The organism is Burkholderia mycopellens (assembly GCF_964265025.1).
Taxonomy (GTDB): domain Bacteria; phylum Pseudomonadota; class Gammaproteobacteria; order Burkholderiales; family Burkholderiaceae; genus Burkholderia.
Window position 1 is genome coordinate 3,097,250 of sequence record NZ_OZ183802.1, and the last position, 17,443, is coordinate 3,114,692.

At 66.5% G+C, this 17,443-nt stretch carries 18 protein-coding genes, 1 tRNA gene and 2 pseudogenes; 11 read left to right on the plus strand and 10 right to left on the minus strand.

Annotated features, from left to right (window positions below; all coding sequences use genetic code 11):
* The first annotated feature begins 101 nt into the window (after positions 1-101).
* Together ilvD and ACPTTC_RS14390 are read left to right on the plus strand one after the other, a co-directional pair.
* Positions 102-1,775, plus strand: coding sequence for a dihydroxy-acid dehydratase (ilvD, locus tag ACPTTC_RS14385; protein ID WP_423392860.1), 1,674 nt, complete (start codon positions 102-104; stop codon positions 1,773-1,775).
* A gap of 126 nt (positions 1,776-1,901) precedes the next feature.
* The gene (locus ACPTTC_RS14390; RefSeq protein WP_423392861.1) at positions 1,902-2,228 is read left to right on the plus strand and encodes a c-type cytochrome; all 327 of its coding nucleotides are present in this window, start codon (positions 1,902-1,904) and stop codon (positions 2,226-2,228) included.
* 142 nt (positions 2,229-2,370) lie between these two features.
* Here ACPTTC_RS14390 and ACPTTC_RS14395 read toward each other — a convergent pair whose 3' ends face one another.
* Positions 2,371-2,997 (minus strand): DUF2486 family protein, encoded by a 627-nt coding sequence (locus tag ACPTTC_RS14395; RefSeq protein ID WP_423392862.1) that lies wholly within the window; start codon positions 2,995-2,997, stop codon positions 2,371-2,373.
* Between ACPTTC_RS14395 and ACPTTC_RS14400 the strand changes: the two genes are divergently transcribed.
* Positions 2,990-3,136: a hypothetical protein gene (locus ACPTTC_RS14400; RefSeq protein ID WP_423392863.1), complete on the plus strand. Its 147-nt coding sequence runs from the start codon at positions 2,990-2,992 to the stop codon at positions 3,134-3,136. The two genes, ACPTTC_RS14395 and ACPTTC_RS14400, sit on opposite strands and share 8 nt — an antisense overlap.
* A 9-nt stretch (positions 3,137-3,145) precedes the next feature.
* Here the strand turns inward: ACPTTC_RS14400 and ACPTTC_RS14405 are convergent, their stop codons facing one another.
* On the minus strand, positions 3,146-3,562 hold the full coding sequence (locus tag ACPTTC_RS14405) for a DNA polymerase III subunit chi (protein WP_039368072.1): 417 nt from the start codon (positions 3,560-3,562) through the stop codon (positions 3,146-3,148).
* Positions 3,563-3,596: 34 nt separating this feature from the next.
* Complete coding sequence (locus tag ACPTTC_RS14410) at positions 3,597-5,108, minus strand: leucyl aminopeptidase (protein ID WP_423392864.1); 1,512 nt, start codon at positions 5,106-5,108, stop codon at positions 3,597-3,599.
* Positions 5,109-5,230: 122 nt separating this feature from the next.
* On the opposite strand from ACPTTC_RS14410, the gene lptF reads away from it, so the two are divergent.
* The 3 genes from lptF to ACPTTC_RS14425 are packed head-to-tail and all read left to right on the plus strand — an operon-like array spanning position 5,231 to position 7,885.
* Positions 5,231-6,322 carry an LPS export ABC transporter permease LptF gene (lptF, locus tag ACPTTC_RS14415; RefSeq protein ID WP_423392865.1) on the plus strand — a complete coding sequence of 364 codons (1,092 nt, stop codon included), beginning with the start codon at positions 5,231-5,233 and terminating at the stop codon, positions 6,320-6,322.
* A 3-nt stretch (positions 6,323-6,325) separates the two neighbouring features.
* Entirely contained in the window at positions 6,326-7,474 is a 1,149-nt protein-coding gene (gene lptG, locus ACPTTC_RS14420) for an LPS export ABC transporter permease LptG (protein WP_175950989.1), read from the plus strand.
* A gap of 27 nt (positions 7,475-7,501) precedes the next feature.
* The gene (locus tag ACPTTC_RS14425; protein WP_175971242.1) at positions 7,502-7,885 is read left to right on the plus strand and encodes a sirohydrochlorin chelatase; all 384 of its coding nucleotides are present in this window, start codon (positions 7,502-7,504) and stop codon (positions 7,883-7,885) included.
* 81 nt (positions 7,886-7,966) lie between these two features.
* On the opposite strand, the gene cobA is transcribed toward ACPTTC_RS14425, so the two are convergent.
* The 6 genes from cobA to ACPTTC_RS14455 all read right to left on the minus strand — a co-directional run bounded on the left by cobA (position 7,967) and on the right by ACPTTC_RS14455 (position 14,155).
* Complete coding sequence (cobA, locus tag ACPTTC_RS14430; RefSeq protein WP_423392866.1) at positions 7,967-8,716, minus strand: uroporphyrinogen-III C-methyltransferase; 750 nt, start codon at positions 8,714-8,716, stop codon at positions 7,967-7,969.
* A 70-nt stretch (positions 8,717-8,786) separates the two neighbouring features.
* Positions 8,787-10,103 (minus strand): sulfate adenylyltransferase subunit 1, encoded by a 1,317-nt coding sequence (locus tag ACPTTC_RS14435; RefSeq protein WP_423392867.1) that lies wholly within the window; start codon positions 10,101-10,103, stop codon positions 8,787-8,789.
* 22 nt (positions 10,104-10,125) lie between these two features.
* Positions 10,126-11,088, minus strand: coding sequence for a sulfate adenylyltransferase subunit CysD (gene cysD / locus ACPTTC_RS14440; protein ID WP_423392868.1), 963 nt, complete (start codon positions 11,086-11,088; stop codon positions 10,126-10,128).
* Positions 11,089-11,164: 76 nt separating this feature from the next.
* Positions 11,165-11,911, minus strand: a complete 747-nt coding sequence (locus ACPTTC_RS14445; RefSeq protein WP_175950984.1) for a phosphoadenylyl-sulfate reductase — start codon at positions 11,909-11,911, stop codon at positions 11,165-11,167.
* Positions 11,908-12,450, minus strand: coding sequence for a DUF934 domain-containing protein (locus ACPTTC_RS14450; protein WP_423392869.1), 543 nt, complete (start codon positions 12,448-12,450; stop codon positions 11,908-11,910). Before ACPTTC_RS14450 ends, ACPTTC_RS14445 begins: the two co-directional genes overlap by 4 nt.
* Before the next feature lie 25 nt (positions 12,451-12,475).
* Positions 12,476-14,155 (minus strand): nitrite/sulfite reductase, encoded by a 1,680-nt coding sequence (locus ACPTTC_RS14455; protein WP_175971236.1) that lies wholly within the window; start codon positions 14,153-14,155, stop codon positions 12,476-12,478.
* 215 nt (positions 14,156-14,370) lie between these two features.
* Here ACPTTC_RS14455 and ACPTTC_RS14460 point away from each other — a divergent pair, with 215 nt between their 5' ends.
* The 4 genes from ACPTTC_RS14460 to ACPTTC_RS14475 all read left to right on the plus strand — a co-directional run bounded on the left by ACPTTC_RS14460 (position 14,371) and on the right by ACPTTC_RS14475 (position 17,032).
* Entirely contained in the window at positions 14,371-15,312 is a 942-nt protein-coding gene (locus tag ACPTTC_RS14460) for a CysB family HTH-type transcriptional regulator (protein ID WP_014896306.1), read from the plus strand.
* A gap of 64 nt (positions 15,313-15,376) precedes the next feature.
* Complete coding sequence (locus ACPTTC_RS14465; RefSeq protein WP_423392870.1) at positions 15,377-16,534, plus strand: ABC transporter substrate-binding protein; 1,158 nt, start codon at positions 15,377-15,379, stop codon at positions 16,532-16,534.
* A 96-nt stretch (positions 16,535-16,630) separates the two neighbouring features.
* Positions 16,631-16,715 (plus strand) — tRNA-Leu (locus tag ACPTTC_RS14470).
* A 149-nt stretch (positions 16,716-16,864) separates the two neighbouring features.
* Complete coding sequence (locus ACPTTC_RS14475; RefSeq protein ID WP_423392871.1) at positions 16,865-17,032, plus strand: hypothetical protein; 168 nt, start codon at positions 16,865-16,867, stop codon at positions 17,030-17,032.
* A 29-nt stretch (positions 17,033-17,061) separates the two neighbouring features.
* On the opposite strand, the pseudogene ACPTTC_RS14480 reads toward ACPTTC_RS14475, so the two are convergent.
* Positions 17,062-17,298 (minus strand): annotated as a pseudogene (locus ACPTTC_RS14480) (LysR substrate-binding domain-containing protein); the annotation flags it as partial.
* Between ACPTTC_RS14480 and ACPTTC_RS14485 the strand changes: the two are divergent.
* Positions 17,289-17,426 (plus strand): annotated as a pseudogene (locus tag ACPTTC_RS14485) (oxidoreductase); the annotation flags it as partial. The pseudogenes ACPTTC_RS14480 and ACPTTC_RS14485 overlap by 10 nt on opposite strands.
* Between the last annotated feature and the right edge of the window lie 17 nt (positions 17,427-17,443).

A 17,443-nucleotide genomic window follows, 5' to 3' on the forward strand; every position in this document is an offset into this window, starting at 1 on the left:
CAAATAATATATTGGACATCCCAATCCGGAAACTCCATTCTTGACTGATCCGAACCGGCGCGCCGCTCACCGGCATCGCCCAGACAACGATGGAGTCCCCCATGGCTTACAACCGTCGCTCGAAGCACATCACGCAAGGCGTGGCCCGATCGCCGAACCGCTCGATGTATTACGCACTCGGCTACCAGAAGGACGATTTCGACAAGCCGATGGTCGGCATCGCGAACGGCCATTCGACGATCACGCCGTGCAATTCCGGCCTGCAGCGCCTATCGGACGCGGCCGTCGCGGCCGTGAAGGCCGCCGGCGCGAACCCGCAGATCTTCGGCACGCCGACGATTTCGGACGGCATGTCGATGGGTACCGAAGGCATGAAGTACTCGCTCGTGTCGCGCGAGGTGATCGCCGACTGCATCGAGACCTGCGTGCAGGGGCAGTGGATGGACGGCGTGGTCGTCGTCGGCGGCTGCGACAAGAACATGCCGGGCGGCATGATCGCGCTCGCGCGCCTGAACGTGCCGGGCATCTACGTGTACGGCGGCACGATCCGCCCCGGCAACTGGAAAGGCCGGGACCTGACGATCGTGTCGTCGTTCGAGGCCGTCGGCGAATTCACCGCGGGCCGAATGTCGCAGGAGGATTTCGAAGGCGTCGAGCAGAACGCATGCCCGACGTCGGGGTCGTGCGGCGGGATGTACACCGCGAACACGATGAGTTCGTCGTTCGAGGCGCTCGGGATGTCGCTGCTGTACTCGTCGACGATGGCGAACCCCGACCAGGAGAAGGTCGATTCGGCCGCCGAATCGGCACGCGTGCTCGTCGAGGCCGTGAAGCGCGACCTGAAGCCGCGCGACATCATCACGAAGGCGTCGATCGAGAACGCGGTGTCGGTGATCATGGCGACGGGCGGCTCGACCAACGCGGTGCTGCACTACCTCGCGATCGCACACGCGGCCGAGGTCGACTGGACGATCGAGGATTTCGAGCGCATCCGCAAGCGCGTGCCGGTGATCTGCGACCTGAAGCCGTCGGGGAAGTACGTCGCGACCGACCTGCACCGGGCCGGCGGGATTCCGCAGGTGCTGAAGATCCTGCTCGACGCGGGGCTGCTGCACGGCGACTGCATGACGATCACCGGCCGCACGATCGCCGACGAACTGAAGGACGTGCCGAGCGTGCCGCGCGCGGACCAGGACGTGATCTTCCCGATCGACCGCGCGCTGTACAAGGAAGGCCACCTTGCCATCCTGAAAGGCAATCTCGCGGAAGACGGCGCGGTCGCGAAGATCACCGGCCTGAAGAACCCGGTGATCACGGGCCCGGCACGGGTGTTCGACGACGAGCAGAGCGCGATGGATGCGATTCTCGGCGACCGGATCCGTGCCGGAGACATCCTCGTGCTGCGCTACCTCGGCCCGAAGGGCGGCCCCGGCATGCCGGAAATGCTCGCGCCGACGTCCGCGATCATCGGCAAGGGGCTCGGCGAATCGGTCGGCTTCATCACGGACGGCCGCTTCTCGGGCGGAACCTGGGGCATGGTGGTCGGCCACGTTGCGCCCGAGGCGTTCGTCGGCGGCACGATCGCGCTCGTGCAGGAAGGCGACTCGATCACGATCGACGCGCACCGGCTGCTACTGCAGTTGAACGTCGACGATGCCGAGCTCGCGCGCCGTCGCTCCGCGTGGAAACAGCCGGCGCCGCGCTATACGCGCGGCGTGCTCGCGAAATTCGCGGCGCTCGCCCGGCCCGCGAACCAGGGCGCCGTCACGGGGTGACGGGGGCGCATCAAAAAATGCGACCCCAATAAACATGGCCGCCCGGGAACGCGCAAAACGCGCGTTCCCTTTGCTTTTATAATGCGCGGACCATGTAGCCGGCCGTCCCCGCCGGCGGAGAACCGCATGAAACACTCGATATTGCGCGTCCTGCTCGCCACGCTGGCAATCGGCAGCGCGGCGGCGGCGCGCGCCGACCAGGCCGACGGGCTCGCGCTTGCCCAGCGCAAGAACTGCCTGGCCTGCCACGCGATCGGCAAGCCGCTGATGGGGCCGTCGTTCCGCGACATCGCCGGCAAGTATGCGGCGCGCGGCGACGCCGTCGATTATCTTGCCCAGTCGATCGTGAAAGGCAGCGTCGGCGTATGGGGCAGCGTGCCGATGCCCGCCAATACGCAATTGACGAACACCGAAGCCCACACGCTCGCGCAATGGGTGCTGTCGGTGCGCTGAACCGGACGGCCCGGCAGGAATAGCCAGCCTGCCGGATTCCGCCAACTGGCGGACATGCCCCGGCTACCCGTGCAGTGTCGCCGGTAGCTTCATCGGCTTTGACTGAAATCGCACCCTGTTTTTCACAGGAACAACCAAGTGCTTAGCCGGAATGACCGGCGCGGCGTGCGATCTCTTCGTCGACCGCGTCGCGGACCCAGTCCATCACCTCGGTTTCCAGCGCAAGTGCCACTTCGCGCGTGATCTGGCCGACCAGCCAGGCCGAATGCTCATGCAGCGCGTCGCGACAGCGGGCTTCGATGGCATCGCGCCCTTCCCCCGTCAGATAGTTCGTCAGGCGATTGCGCAGGCGCTCGGCGATATGCTGGGCATCTTCCGGCGTCAGCCCGGCTGCGGCCTGCGTATCCGGCTGCGGCGCGGCGGCCGGTACGACAGCCTCCGGCATGTGTGCTTCACGCGCGTGCCCCACCGCCTCGTGCGGCACTGCGGCGAACACGGGTTGCGGCACGTCATTTCCGGCCAGCGACGATTGCAGCGGCGCACTCATTGCCGCCGAATCTTCGGCGACCACATGCTCTGCGGCGCCGGGTTCGGCCGGCGCATCGGTTTCGCCCATCGCCGCGGCAGTTGTCGTCACGTCGCCCGGCAGTTCGACCGCCGGCACATGCGGCGTCGGCACGCGTTCGACCACGACGGAATCGGGATCCAGTTCACTTTGCGAGGAATCGGCCAGTGCCGCTGCGTGCGGCGCGACCACGTCGGTGAGCACCGGAATCGCCGCGCTGGCGAGCGGCCGCGGTGCGTCGGGCGCGGGCACGCGCGGCGGCACCGGCTTGCCCGGCACCAGCACGTCGGTCAGCGTCGGGATCGAGGATGAATCGACTTCGGTCACGGGAACACTCCGTTGACGGTTGCGGCTAGCTGCCCTGCTTGTAGTTGTTCAGCGCGTATCCGCGGTCGCGGTAGAACCGGTAGCGGTCGCGGCCCGCGGCCAGCTCGTCCGGCGCGTTGCCGACCACCTCGAGCAGACGCTCGAAGCGGGCGAACTGCGCGGGCACGGCTGCGCCGAGGTTCAGCAGCACGTGATGATGCGGCGCGCGATCGAGATCCGCGGCCAGCACGATCGGCGTGCCGGCTGCGTGCTCGCTGTCGACACCGCAATGCGGGATGAAATCGAGCGGCGAGAACGTCCAGAGCCGCTCGTCGAGCGCGCGCAGGCGCGCGGGCTCGGCGAGCACGACGACCGGCTGCCCGGCCAGGTAGGCCTTGCGCAGCAGCCGGCACGCGTACGCGAGCGAATCGCCGACGTTCGAGTGGAAATCGATCCGCGTCATTGCCCGCGTACCCGCAGCGTCGTCAACCCCGCCATCACTGGCCGGCGCGGTCGATCAGGAACTGCGCGAGCAGCGGCACCGGACGGCCCGTCGCGCCCTTCGCCGCACCACCCTTCCACGCGGTGCCCGCGATGTCGAGGTGGGCCCACGGATAGCTATCTGTGAAGCGCGACAGGAAGCACGCGGCCGTCACGGCGCCGGCCGGGCGCCCGCCGATGTTCGCGAGATCCGCGAAATTCGACTTCAGCTGCTCCTGGTACTCGTCGTCGAGCGGCATGCGCCACGCCGGGTCGTTCGCTTCGCGCGACGCGTCGAGCAGTTCGCCCGCGAGCGCGTCGTCCGTCGAGAACAGGCCGCTGTTGTGGCCGCCCAGCGCGATCACGCATGCGCCCGTCAGCGTGGCAACGTCGATCACCGCGGCCGGCTTGAAGCGCTCGGCATACGTGAGCGCGTCGCACAGGATCAGACGGCCTTCGGCGTCGGTGTTCAGCACCTCGATCGTCAGGCCCTTCATGCTCGTGACGATGTCGCCCGGCTTCGTCGCGTTGCCGCCCGGCATGTTCTCGCAGGTCGGCACGATCGCGACGACGTTGATCTTCAGGCCCATCTCGGCAATCGCACGCATCGTGCCGAGCACCGAGCCGGCGCCGCACATGTCGTACTTCATCTCGTCCATGCCCTCGCCCGGCTTCAGCGAGATGCCGCCCGTATCGAACGTGATGCCCTTGCCGACCAGCACGACCGGCGCGGCCTTCGCGGCGGCGCCCTGGTAGTGCAGCACGATGAACTGCGGCGGCTCGACCGATGCGCGCGCGACCGACAGGAACGAGCCCATCTTCAGCGCCTGGATCTGCTTGAGCCCGAGCACCTCTGCCTTCAGGCCCCAATCCTTCGCGATCTTCTTCGCGGTGTTGCCGAGGTAGGTCGGCGTGCAGACGTTGCCCGGCAGGTTGCCGAGGTCGCGGGTGAGATCCATCCCGTTCGCGAGCGCGACGGCCTGCTTGACCGCGACCTTCGCGGCCTTTTCGTCGGACGGATCGACACTGAACACGACGCGCTTGAGCGTGTGCGACGCCGGTTCCGGCTTGCTCTTCATCTGCGTGAAGCGGTAGGTCTCATTGCGCAGCGCGAGAATCGCCGCGCGCACGCCCCAGTCGGAGCTGCGCTCGTCGACCGGCAGTTGCGCGAGCGTGAACGTGACCTGGACGACCTTGGTCGCCAGCAGCGCGCGCCATGCGGCCGTCGCGGCATCGTTATAGGCTTTCTGGTTGAAAGCATCCTGCTTGCCGAGGCCGACGAGCAGCACACGCGACGCGCCGATACCCGACACTTCGTGCAGGAACAGCGTCTTGCCGCGCTTGCCGTCCATGTCGCCGGCCTTCACCACGCGCGAGATCAGCCCCTTGGTGGCCGTGTCGATGTCGAGCGCCGCGCCCGAAAGGGTCTGCGCCTCGAAGATGCCGAGCACGATGCAGTCGGACTTCCCGGTCAGGAACCCCTTGGCCTCGCCTTTGCTCCAATCACAGCCTTTTATGCTAAAGTCCATCGCGCTTGTCCTCGGATAAAATCTGGGCTAAGGATGAAAGCCGCAATTATCCGCTATTTTTCCCGTGGCGGCGCGAGCGCTCCACCACGCGTGCGCAGCCTCCCGCCCTCTTCTCATCAAGAATGATCTTCGAACGCTCCCTCCAGCGCGAGCTTGCGTATACGGCTGGCGCCGTGTTCATGGTGCTGCTCACGATCATGCTCACGACGATGATGATCCGCATCGTCGGCTACGCCGCGTCCGGTGAAATCGATCCGCGGGACGTCCTCGTGCTGATCGGCCTCACCGTGATCGGCTACCTCGCCGTGATGCTCGTCGTCACGCTGTTCGTGTCGATCCTGTTCGTGCTGACCCGGTGGTACCGGGACTCCGAAATGGTCGTGTGGCTCGCGTCGGGCGTGAGCCTCACGCGCCTCATCAAGCCGATCGGCGTATTCGCCACGCCGATCATCCTGCTGATCGCCTTCTTCGCGTTCGTCGGCTGGCCGTGGTCGAACCAGCAAAGCAAGATGATCAAGGCACGCTTCCAGCAGCGCGACGAGATCTCGCTGCTCGCGCCGGGCCAGTTCCGCGAGTCGGCCGCGAACCACCGCGTGTTCTTCATCGAGAAGATGACGCCCGACCAGAGCAAGGTGCAGAACGTATTCGTGACCTCGACCGAGAACGGCAAGGTCAACGTGGTCGTGTCGCAGACGGGGCACACGGAAACACGCGACGGCAGCCGCTTCGTCGTCCTGGAGGACGGCCGCCGCTACGACGGCACGCCCGGCCAGCCGAACTTCAAGATCATGGAGTTCGAGCGCTATGGCGTGAAGATCACGAGCACGCCGGTCACCAACGTGCCGACCACCAACAGCACGCCGACGCCGGACCTGCTGCGCAACCCGACGCGCGACAACCTCGCGGAATTCGCGTGGCGCGCGGGGCTGCCGCTGATCGCGATCAACCTGATGGTGCTCGGCATCCCGCTGTCGTACCAGAACCCGCGCCGCAGCCGCACGATCAACCTCGTGATGGCCGTGCTGATCTACCTGACGTACTCGAACCTGCTGAACGTCGTGCAGGCGCAGATCGAGCAGGGCAAGATGTCGTTCGGCGTCGGGCTCGTTGGCCTGCATCTGGTTGTCGCGGTAATCGTCGCGTTCATCTTCTGGTTGCGCGTGCGCAATCGTCCGCTGTTCACACGCGCGCTGTTCGGCCGCTCGGGAGCATGATCGATGCGGCTCTATGAAAAGTACTTCGCGCGGCAGATCTACGTCACGTTCGTCTTCATCCTGTTCGCGTTTTCGGGCCTGTTCTTCTTCTTCGACCTGATCAGCGAACTGAACTCGGTCGGGCACGGCAACTACAAGTTCGGCTACGCGGTGTTGCGTGTCGCGCTGCAGACACCGTCGCGCTTCTACGAAATCATCCCGGTCGCCGCGCTGATCAGTGCGATCTACGTGTTCGCGCAGATGGCCGCGAACTCGGAATTCACGATCTTCCGCGTGTCGGGCCTCGCGACCAACCAGGCGCTGCGCTCGCTCCTGAAGATCGGCGTGCCGCTCGTGATCGTCACCTACCTGATCGGCGAGTTCGTCGGCCCGTACGCCGACCAGTTGTCCGAACGCGTGCGGCTGCAGGCGCTCGGCGCATCGGTGTCGTCGAATTTCCAGTCGGGCGTGTGGGTGAAGGACACGCTCGCGGCCCGTGAAAACGGCGAGCAGGTCACGCGCTTCGTCAACGTCGGCAGCCTGTCGCCCGACTCGACGATCAGCAACGTGCGCATCTACGAATTCGATTCGAAATTCCAGCTGCGCAACGTGCGGATCGCGCAGACGGGCCGCTACGAGCCGCCCGGCCACTGGCTACTGAAGGGCGTCACCGAGACCGAGCTGACGCCGATCAAGCCGGTCAGCGGCCAGCCGCCCGACGCGCTGAACCCCGTATACCGGTCGCAGCAGGTATCGCTGCCCGAATACCGGCTGCGCTCGGACCTCACGCCGCAGATCCTGTCGGTGCTGCTCGTGTCGCCGGAGCGCATGTCGATCATCAACCTGTTCCGCTACATCCAGCACTTGCGCGAGAACCAGCAGGACACGCAGCGCTACGACATCGCGCTGTGGCGCAAGCTGCTGTATCCGTTCGCGGTGTTCGTGATGCTCGTGCTGTCGCTGCCGTTCGCGTACCTGCACACGCGTGCGGGCGTGGTCGGCGTGAAGGTGTTCGGCGGCATCATGCTCGGCATGAGCTTCCAGCTCCTCAATACGCTGTTCTCGCACATCGGCACGCTGAACACGTGGCCCGCGCCGCTCACCGCGGCGACGCCGGGCCTGATCTATCTCGCGCTCGGCCTGTTCGCACTCAAGTGGGTCGATCGGCACTGAGCGCCGCGTCACGACGGAGGCTTCGACATGAGTTCGCACGGCATCGTCCTGTTCGGCCACGGCGCCCGCGACCCGCGGTGGGCCGAGCCGTTCGAGCGGCTCGCCGCGCGGCTGCGCGGCGCCCCCTCCCCTGCTGCACACGTGTCGCTCGCATTCCTCGAACTGATGACGCCGTCGCTCGGTGACGCGGTTGCCGCGCAGGTCGCGGCCGGCTGCTCGCACATCACCGTGGTGCCCGTGTTCTTCGGCCAGGGCGGCCATGTCCGCCGCGACCTGCCGCAGCTCGTCGACGCATGCCGCGTCGCGCATCCCGGTGTCGAGATCCGCTGCGCCACGGCCGTCGGCGAGGACGACGGCGTGCTCGACGCGATCGCGCGCTATTGCATCGACCAGATCGGCGACGGCGCGTAAGCCACGCATTCACGGCCCACAAAGAAAAAGCGCTGGCTTCCGCCAGCGCTTTTTTCGTTTGGGACTCCAGCCGAATTCCGCTCAGGCGGCATTCCGCAGTGGATCGCCGGCTTCTGCCTGCCCGGCGCGCTCGGCGAACGCATCGCCGATCATCAGCAGGCTCGGTTCCGAGGGATCGAGCCACGCCTGCGCGTCGCCCGCCGCCATCTGCGCGAGCGTCAGCGTCAGCGTGCGTTCGCGCGCGGTGCTGCATGCCTCGACGATCGCCACGGGCGTCGCCGGCGCACGGCCTGCGTCGATCAGCTCCCGCGCGATGCCGGGCGCGCTGTCGCGGCCCATGTAGTAGACGATCGAATCGGCGCGCGCGGCTTCGCGAATCTCGTCGCTGCCCGGCGCGCGGCTGTGCGTCGCGAACGCGACGCTGCGCGACACGCCGCGCAACGTCAGCGAACGCTTCAGCGTCGCCGCCCCGGCCAGCGCCGCGGTGATGCCCGGCACGACCTCGTAGTCGATACCGGCCGCTTCCAGCGCGCGCATCTCCTCTTCGGCGCGACCGAACAGCATCGGGTCGCCGCCCTTCAACCGCACGACGCACGCATGCTCGCGTGCCGCATCGACGATCTGTTTGTTGATGAAGTGCTGCGCGGTCGAGCGCTGCCCGCAGCGCTTGCCGACCGCGATCTTGCGCGCATTCGGCGCGTAGTCGAGCATCGCGGGCTCGACGAGCGCGTCGTGCAGCACGACGTCCGCCTGCTCGAGCAGCCGCGCGCCGCGCACCGTGATGAGGTCGGCCGCGCCCGGCCCTGCTCCGATCAGATACACCTTGCCCATGTTTGTCGCTTCACCTTCCAGCAGGCGTCGGCTCCGGCCCGCGCCGCCGCAAAGCGGCGCGGTTTTCCGGTTATGCCGAGAACGCCCGGATCATCCCTGCGGCAACCGTGTGATGCGTCGCCTCGTCGATCAGCACGAACGCGCCGGTACCCGGATGCGCGTCGTACGTGTCGCAAACGATCGGCTTCTGCAGCGTCAGCGCAACGCGGCCGATGTCGTTCATCTTCAGCTCGTGACGGTCGGTCGCGTGCGACAGCGTGTGCACGTCGAGCACCTGCTTGACCCCGCCGATCTTCGCGAACACCGTGCTGGTGGTCTGCTTCAGCAGGTACTTGCGCTGCGACGACAACGGCGTCTCGTCGAACCAGCACAGATCGGCTTCGAGCTTCTTCGCCGGCGCGACCGGCTCGCCGGACGTGACGAACATGTCGCCGCGCGACACGTCGACGTCTTCCTCGAGGCGGATCGTCACGGCCTGGCCCGCGAACGCCTGCGGGACGGACGCGGTGCCGCCCGGCACCGGCGCGACGATCTCGGCGATCGTCGCCGTGCGGTTCGACGGCAGCACGACGATCTCGTCGCCGACCTTCACTTCACCCGACTCGATACGGCCCATGTAGCCGCGGAAATCGTCGGCCGAGCTGCCGTCCTGGCGCGCGACCCATTGCACCGGGAAGCGCAGCGCGTCGTGCGCCTGCGTCTCGACCGGCAGCGATTCGAGCACGTCGAGCAGCGGCTCGCCCGCGTACCACGGCATGCGCTCGCTCGCGCCGACGATGTTGTCGCCCTTCAGCGCCGACACCGGCACGAAGCGCACGTCGGCGAGGCCGAGCTGCTTCGCGAGCGTGACGTACGCATCGCGGATCTCGTTGAAGCGCGCTTCGCTGTAGTCGACGAGATCCATCTTGTTGATCGCGACGATCACGTGCTGCAGCGCGAGCAGCTTGACGATCGCGCTGTGGCGCTTGGTCTGCGGCAGCAGGTCGGCCACGCCGTTCTCGACCGTCACGCGCGTCGCGTCGATCAGGATGATCGCGGCGTGCGCGGTCGATGCGCCCGTCACCATGTTGCGCGTGTACTGCTCGTGGCCGGGCGTATCGGCGATGATGAACTTGCGCTTCGCGGTCGCGAAGTAGCGGTACGCGACGTCGATCGTGATGCCCTGCTCGCGCTCGGCTTCGAGACCGTCGGTCAGCAGCGCGAGGTCGAGCTCGTCGCCGACCGTGCGCTTGTTCTTCGCACGCGACAGCGCGGACAGCTGGTCGGACAGCACGGCCTTGCTGTCGTACAGCAGGCGGCCGATCAGCGTGCTCTTGCCGTCGTCGACGCTGCCTGCGGTAATGAAACGCAGCACGCCGAGGTCTTCGTGATTTTCGATGATGCTCATGATGTGAATGTCCTCGTGTGCCTCAGAAATAACCTTGCTTCTTGCGCTGTTCCATCGCGGCTTCGGACGCCTGGTCGTCCATCCGGGTCGCGCCGCGCTCGGTGATCTCGGTCACCGCCGTCTCGGCGATGATCTTCTCGACGTCGTCCGCGTCGCTCTCGACCGGGCACGTGCAGGAAATGTCGCCGACCGTGCGGAAACGCACCTGCGCGAGCTCGCTCGTCTCGCCGTCACGCATCGGCGTGAGCGGCGTGACGGGCACGAGCAGCCCGTTGCGGCGCACGATCTCGCGCTCGTGCGCGTAATAGATCGACGGCAGCTCGAGGTTCTCGCGCGCGATGTACTGCCACACGTCGAGCTCGGTCCAGTTCGAGATCGGGAACACGCGCAGGTGTTCGCCCTTATGCAGTCGCGCGTTGAAGAGGCTCCACAGCTCAGGGCGCTGTGCCTTCGGATCCCACTGGCCGAATTCGTCGCGGAACGAGAAGATGCGTTCCTTCGCACGTGCTTTCTCTTCGTCACGACGCGCGCCGCCGATCAGCGCCGTATAGCCGTGCTGCTCGATCGTCTCGAGCAGCGTGACGGCCTGCGCGGCATTGCGCGAATCGGTTTCGCGGCGCAGCACGACCGTGCCGCGCTTGATCGAATCCTCGACGTGGCCGACAACCAATTCGGCGCCGAGTTCTTTCGCGCGGCGATCGCGGAAGTCGATCACTTCTTCGTAGTTGTGGCCCGTGTCGATGTGCACGAGCGAGAACGGCAGCGTCGTCTTGCGGTTCGCGCCGAGGCCGAATGCTTTCAGTGCCAGATGCAGCACGACGACCGAATCCTTGCCGCCCGAGAACAACAGCGCCGGCTTGCTGCATTCGGCGACCAGTTCGCGCAGGATGTGGATCGACTCGGCTTCGAGCCAGTCGAGGTGGCCCATGCGGCTGTCGGCACCGGCGGGCGGGGCAAAGGCGGATTGCTCGAGCGTCGTGCTCATGTTTTCAGTCCTTCTCTTCTGGGTTCGTGCCGCCCGCTGTCGCAGGCGGCGCAATAGTCAGTTTCTTGTCAGGCTTTCAGTGCGTGGCGCCGGCTTCCGCGGGAATCGGCGTGATCGTCGTGATGTGCAGCCCGCATTCCTTCGTATCGCGGGACTCCCACCACCAGCGGCCCGCGCGGCTGTCCTCGCCGGGACGGATCGCCCGCGTACACGGCTCGCAGCCGATGCTCGGGTAGCCGCGCGCATGCAGCGGGTTCACCGGCACGTCGAACGCTTCAAGGTACGCCCACACATCGCTCTCGGTCCAGTCAGCGAGCGGATTGTACTTCGCGATCCCGCGCGCTTCGTCCTGTTCTTCCTCGTGCAGTTCGGCACGCGTGACCGACTGCTCACGGCGCTGGCCCGTGACCCATGCGCCGACGTCCGCGAGCGCGCGATTCAGCGGCTCGACCTTGCGGATGTGGCAGCACGACTTGCGCAGTTCGACGCTCTCGTAGAACGCGTTCAGGCCGTGCTCCGCAACATACTGGTCGACCGCATCCTGCTGCGGATGGAACTGCTCGATCTCGTAGCCGTAGCGCTCGCGCACGCGGTCGATCATGCCGAGCGTTTCCGCGTGCAGGCGGCCCGTGTTCAGCGAGAAGATGCCGATTCGCACGCCCTTCGACAGGATCGCATGCGTGAGCAGCATGTCTTCCGCCGCGAGGCTGCTCGCGAACTTCACCTTCTCGTGACGGGCACCGATCTGCGCGAGCAGCGCGTCGAGGCGCTCGACCTTCGCGGCGAGCTCCGGCGTCAGCGTGGTGGCGGTCGCGGTGCTCATGCGCCCACCTTCGCTTCTGCCGACGCGGCGCGGCGGCGGAACAGCGGTTCGGGCTGGTCGAACGCGCCCTGATAACGCTGCGTGAATTCCGTGAACGCATTCAGCGCGTCGTGGATGTCCTTGTCGGCGCGCACCGCGAATGCGTCGAAGCCGCAGCGCGACATGTACAGCAACTGGTCGCGCAGCACGTCGCCGATCGCGCGCAGCTCGCCCGTCCAGCCGTGGCGCTCGCGCAGCAGGCGCGCGATGCTGTAGCCGCGGCCGTCCGCGAAGCGCGGGAAGTCGACGGCAACCAGCGAAATCGCACCGAAATCGGCCGCAAGATCGGCCGGCTCGCTGTCCGGCGCGAGCCACACGCCGAGCTCGTCCTTCGTCTTCGCGGTGACGAGCGCGGCGCGCTCGGCCTGCCACAACGCGAACGGCACCAGCACCTTGCCGGCCGGCAACGCGTCGACCGCGGGCAGTGCGCCGTCTTCCGCCGCGCGCACGACCTGCCATGCATCGTCGATCACAGCACGGTTCTTGATAATCGAAGCCATCTGCTAATTCCTTGTACCCGGTTGGTTACGCGTTCACTGCCTGGCGCGCCGCATACACGCGCTCCTTGAACGGCGTGATGCCGATGCGGTCGTACGTCTCGACGAAGCGCTCGCCGTCGATGCGCGATTCGACGAACGTGTCGATCAGCTTCGCGATCACGTCGGGCACTTCTTCCGCCGAGAACGACGGCCCGATCACGCGGCCGAGGCGCGCGCCGTTCCGGCCCGTCCCCTGCTCGCCGCCGAGCGACACCTGGTACCACTCGGCGCCGTCCTTGTCCACACCGAGGATGCCGATGTTGCCGACGTGGTGGTGACCGCACGAGTTCATGCAACCGGAAATGTTCAGCGACAGGTCGCCGAGGTCGTACACATAGTCGAGATCGTCGAAACGCTGCTGGATCGCCAGCGCGATCGGGATCGACTTCGCGTTCGCGAGCGAGCAGAAATCGCCGCCCGGGCACGCGATGATGTCGGTCAGCAGGCCGATGTTCGGCGTCGCGAAGCCGGCGGCCTTCGCCTTTTCCCACAGCGCGAACAGGTCGCGCTTCTTCACGTTCGCGAGAATCAGGTTCTGCTCGTGCGACACGCGCAGCTCGCCGAACGAGTACGCATCGGCCCAGTCGGCCACCAGATCCATCTGCTGGTCGGTCGCATCGCCCGGCGCGACACGGTGATCCTTCAGCGACAGCGTGACGGCTGCATAGCCGGCCACCTTGTGCGGCGCGACGTTACGTTCGACCCAGCGCGCGAACGCCTTGTTCTCGAGCAGGTGCTGTTCGAACGATGCGTCGGTGTCGGCCAGCTTCTCGTAGACGGGCGGCTGGAAGTACTGCGACACGCGGTCGACTTCTGCCTGCGTGAGCGTCGACGGGCCGTCCTTCAGGTGCTGCCACTCTTCCTCGACCTGCTGCGCGAACTTCGCGGGCGACAGCGCCTTCACGAGGATCTTGATGCGCGCCTTGTACAGGTTGTCGCGGCGGCCGTAGCGGTTGTACACGCGCAGCACGGCTTCGCAATACGTGAGCAGGTGCTGCCACGGCAGGTCTTCCTTGATCACCGCGCCGATGATCGGCGTACGGCCGAGGCCGCCGCCCGCGAGGATGCTCGCGACCACCTCGCCCTGCGCGTTCTTCTTCAGGTACACGCCGAGGTCGTGGATCTGCACGGCCGCGCGGTCGTGCGTCGAGCCCGACACCGCGATCTTGAACTTGCGCGGCAGCCACGCGAATTCGGGATGGAACGTCGACCACTGGCGCAGGATTTCCGACCACGGACGCGGATCGATCTCCTCGTCCTGGGCGACGCCCGCGAACTGATCCGCCGTGATGTTGCGGATGCAGTTGCCCGAGGTCTGGATGCCGTGCATCTGCACCGACGCGAGCTTCGCGAGGATCTCGGGCGTGTCTTCGAGCTGGATCCAGTTGAACTGGATGTTCGAGCGGGTCGAGAAATGGCCGTAGCCGCGGTCGTGTTCGCGGGCGATGCGCGCCAGCATCCGGAGCTGGTCGCTGCGCAGGTTGCCGTACGGAATCGCGATGCGATGCATGTACGCGTGGCGTTGCATGTACAGGCCGTTCTGCAGACGCAGCGGACGGAACTCGTCTTCGCTCAGCTCGCCCGACAGGCGGCGGCGCACCTGATCGCGGTACTGCGCGACACGCTCGTCGACGATCGTCTGGTCGTATTGGTCGTACTGATACATTCGGGGACCCCAGGGGTTTTCGTGGTGACCGCGCGACGTCCTAGCCACGTCGCGCCCGAATCTCCGTTGCGTCGTCACTGCAGCCATCCGCTGCCGGGTGGATTGCTAATGACGAAAACAGATATCCATATTTGAAAAACTCCGGTGAATCGTAATAAACTCGCCTTATATTTCAAACGACTAAAAAATTCTGTTGATATGCGGAAGGGTTATAAATGAACCTGCACCAATTTCGCTTCGTGCGCGAGGCCGTCCGGCAGAATTTCAATCTCACCGAGGCCGCCAAGGCGCTCTACACGTCGCAACCGGGGGTATCGAAGGCGATCATCGAGCTCGAGGACGAGCTGGGCGTGGAGATCTTCACGCGGCACGGCAAGCGCGTGCGCTCGCTCACCGAGCCGGGCAGGATCATCCTCGCGTCGGTCGAGCGGATTCTCCAGGAGGTTGAAAGCCTTAAAAGGGTCGGGAAGGATTATGCAGCACAGGATCAGGGCAACCTGACCATCGCCGCGACCCACACGCAGGCCCGCTACTCGCTGCCGGCCGCGATCGCCGAGTTCAAGAAGCGCTTCCCGAAGGTGCACCTGTCGATCCTGCAGGGCAGCCCGACGCAGGTGGCCGAGATGGTGATCCACGACCAGGCCGATCTCGCGATCGCGACCGAGGCGATCTCCGACTACAAGGAACTCGTGTCGCTGCCCTGCTTCCAGTGGCACCACGCGGCCGTCGTGCCGGCCGACCATCCGCTGCTCGAACGCAAGCCGGTCACGCTCGACGATCTCGCGCAGTACCCGCTGATCACGTACGACGATGCGTTCGCGGGCCGCAAGAAGATCAACCACGCGTTCGCGCTGCGCGGCCTCTCGCCGGACATCGTGCTCGAGGCGATCGACGCCGACGTGATCAAGACCTACGTCGAACTCGGCCTCGGCGTCGGCATCATGGCGGACATCGCGTTCAATCCCGAGCGCGACCGCAACCTGCGGCTGATCCCGGTCGGCCACCTGTTCGGCAGCAACGTGACGCGCGTCGCGCTCAAGCAGGGCGCCTACCTGCGCAGCTATGTGTATACGCTCGTCGAACTGCTGTCGCCGACGCTGAACCGCAAGCTGATCGAGCAGGCGCTCAAGGGCGAATCCGAATCGTACGAACTCTGAGCGGCGTGTATAAACACGGGGGCGCACATCGCGCCCCTTTTTGCTGTCCGACGGAGAATTCCGCATGACGCTTACCGCCCTGTTGCGCCGCGCCACGGCCGGCGCCCTCGTACTGGCCTGCGCCACCGCGCATGCCGACCTGAAGGTCGGCGTCGACCTGTCGTCGACCGGCCCGGCCGCCGCGATCGGCATCACGAGCAAGAACGCGATCCTGATGTGGCCGAAGACGATCGCCGGGCAGCCCGTCCAGGTGACGGTGCTCGACGATGCGTCCGACCCGGGCACCGCGGTGCGCAACATCCGCAAGCTGGTCGACGAGGATCATGTCGACGTCGTGGTCGGGCCGAACATCACGCCGGCCGCGCTCGCGGCACTCGATGCGGTGGCCGCCGGGCAAACGCCGATGATTACGCTGGTCGGCTCCGGCGCGATCGTCGAGCCGCAGGAAGGCGCGCGGACCTGGGCCTTCAAGATGGCGCAGAGCGACCGGGCGATGGCCGACGTGATGACGCGCTACATGGCCAACCACGGCGTGAAGACGGTCGGCTTCATCGGCTTCGCGGACAGCTATGGCGAAAGCTGGCTGAACGAGTTCACGCGCTTCGCGGACCTGCGCAAGATCCGCGTCGTCGCGACCGAGCGTTTCAACCGCACCGACGCGAGCGTCACGGGCCAGGCGCTGAAGCTGATCGCGGCGAAGCCCGACGCGATCCTGATCGCGGGCTCCGGCACGCCGGCCGTACTGCCGCAACGCACGCTGATCGAACGCGGCTACAAGGGCCCGGTCTACCAGACGCACGGGATCGCGACGCCGGAATTCATCAAGCTTGGCGGCAAGGACGTCGACGGAACGCTGTTCCCGACCCAGCCGGTGGTCGTCGCGCGCACGCTGCCGGCCGATCATCCGGCCCGCAAGGCGGCGCTCGCGTTCGTCGACGCATACGAGGCGAAGTACGGCGCCGGAACGGTCACGCAGTTCGCGGGAGACGCCGCGGGCGTCTACCCGCGCCTCGCCGACGCGGTCGGCCGCGCGTTGAAGGCCGCGCAGCCCGGCACGCCCGCGTTCCGCGCGGCGCTGCGGCGCGAGCTGGAACGCGCGCACGAGCTCGTCGTACCGAACGGCGTCGTCAACACGAGCGACAAGGATCATGTGGGGCTCGACCAGCGCGCGAGCGTGATGGGGATCGTCAAACAGGGCCGGTTCGTCTACCTGAGCCAGTGACGTATGTGCCGGGCAACCGGGCAGCTTGCCCGGCGTCGGAATTTCGGACATAATCCGCGTTTCGCCGCGCACAATCACATGCGCGGACAGGATCAAGCCCAGGTGGTGAAATTGGTAGACGCAGGGGACTCAAAATCCCCCGCCGCAAGGCGTGCCGGTTCGATTCCGGCCCTGGGCACCAGCATTCTCGCAGCGTGACGCGCTGCGCCTCCCGAAACCCGCGCAAGCTCGCCGCTTCGCGGGTTTTTTGTTTTTGCCGTGCGCGCCGCAACGCGTGCCCCCGCTCAACAGTCTTAAGCATCATGAGGATGCGCGACACGGAGGCACGCTATGTCCATGCGCACGATTTCATCTTCGCTCTGCCGCCGCGCGCTCGCCGTGGCACTGGCGCTCATGCTGGCCGGGTGCGACGTACTGACCGCGCCGCCGGTGCCCGACTGGCCGGGCCCGCACGCACCCTACCCGTTCCCGGACAGCATTCCGCATCGCACCGAATGAACGCGCGGGACCGCCCCGCGCCTGCCCACTCAGGCCATCAGTGCCCGCACGAAGTCGAGAAACACGCGCACCTTCGTGGAAACGAGATTGGACGCGTGGCGATACGCATAGAGCGGAAACGTCTCGTCCGCCCATTCCGGCAGCAGCACCAGCCGCCCGTCGGCGAGGATGTCGCGCGCATAGAGTTCCAGCAACTGCGCGATCCCCGCGCCGCCCAGGCACGCGCCAAGCGGCATGCCCGTATCGTTGACCGTCAGCCGGCAAGCGCCCGTACCATGTGTTCGTCGATCCGGCGCAGGACGGCACGGAGGAGGTGTTCCGCGTCGGCGATCGCCTTCGCCGCGAGACGTTCAGGAACATCGGCCTCGCCGACCTGCTCGCGGCCCGCGTCGGCTGTGGATCCGCTACGCG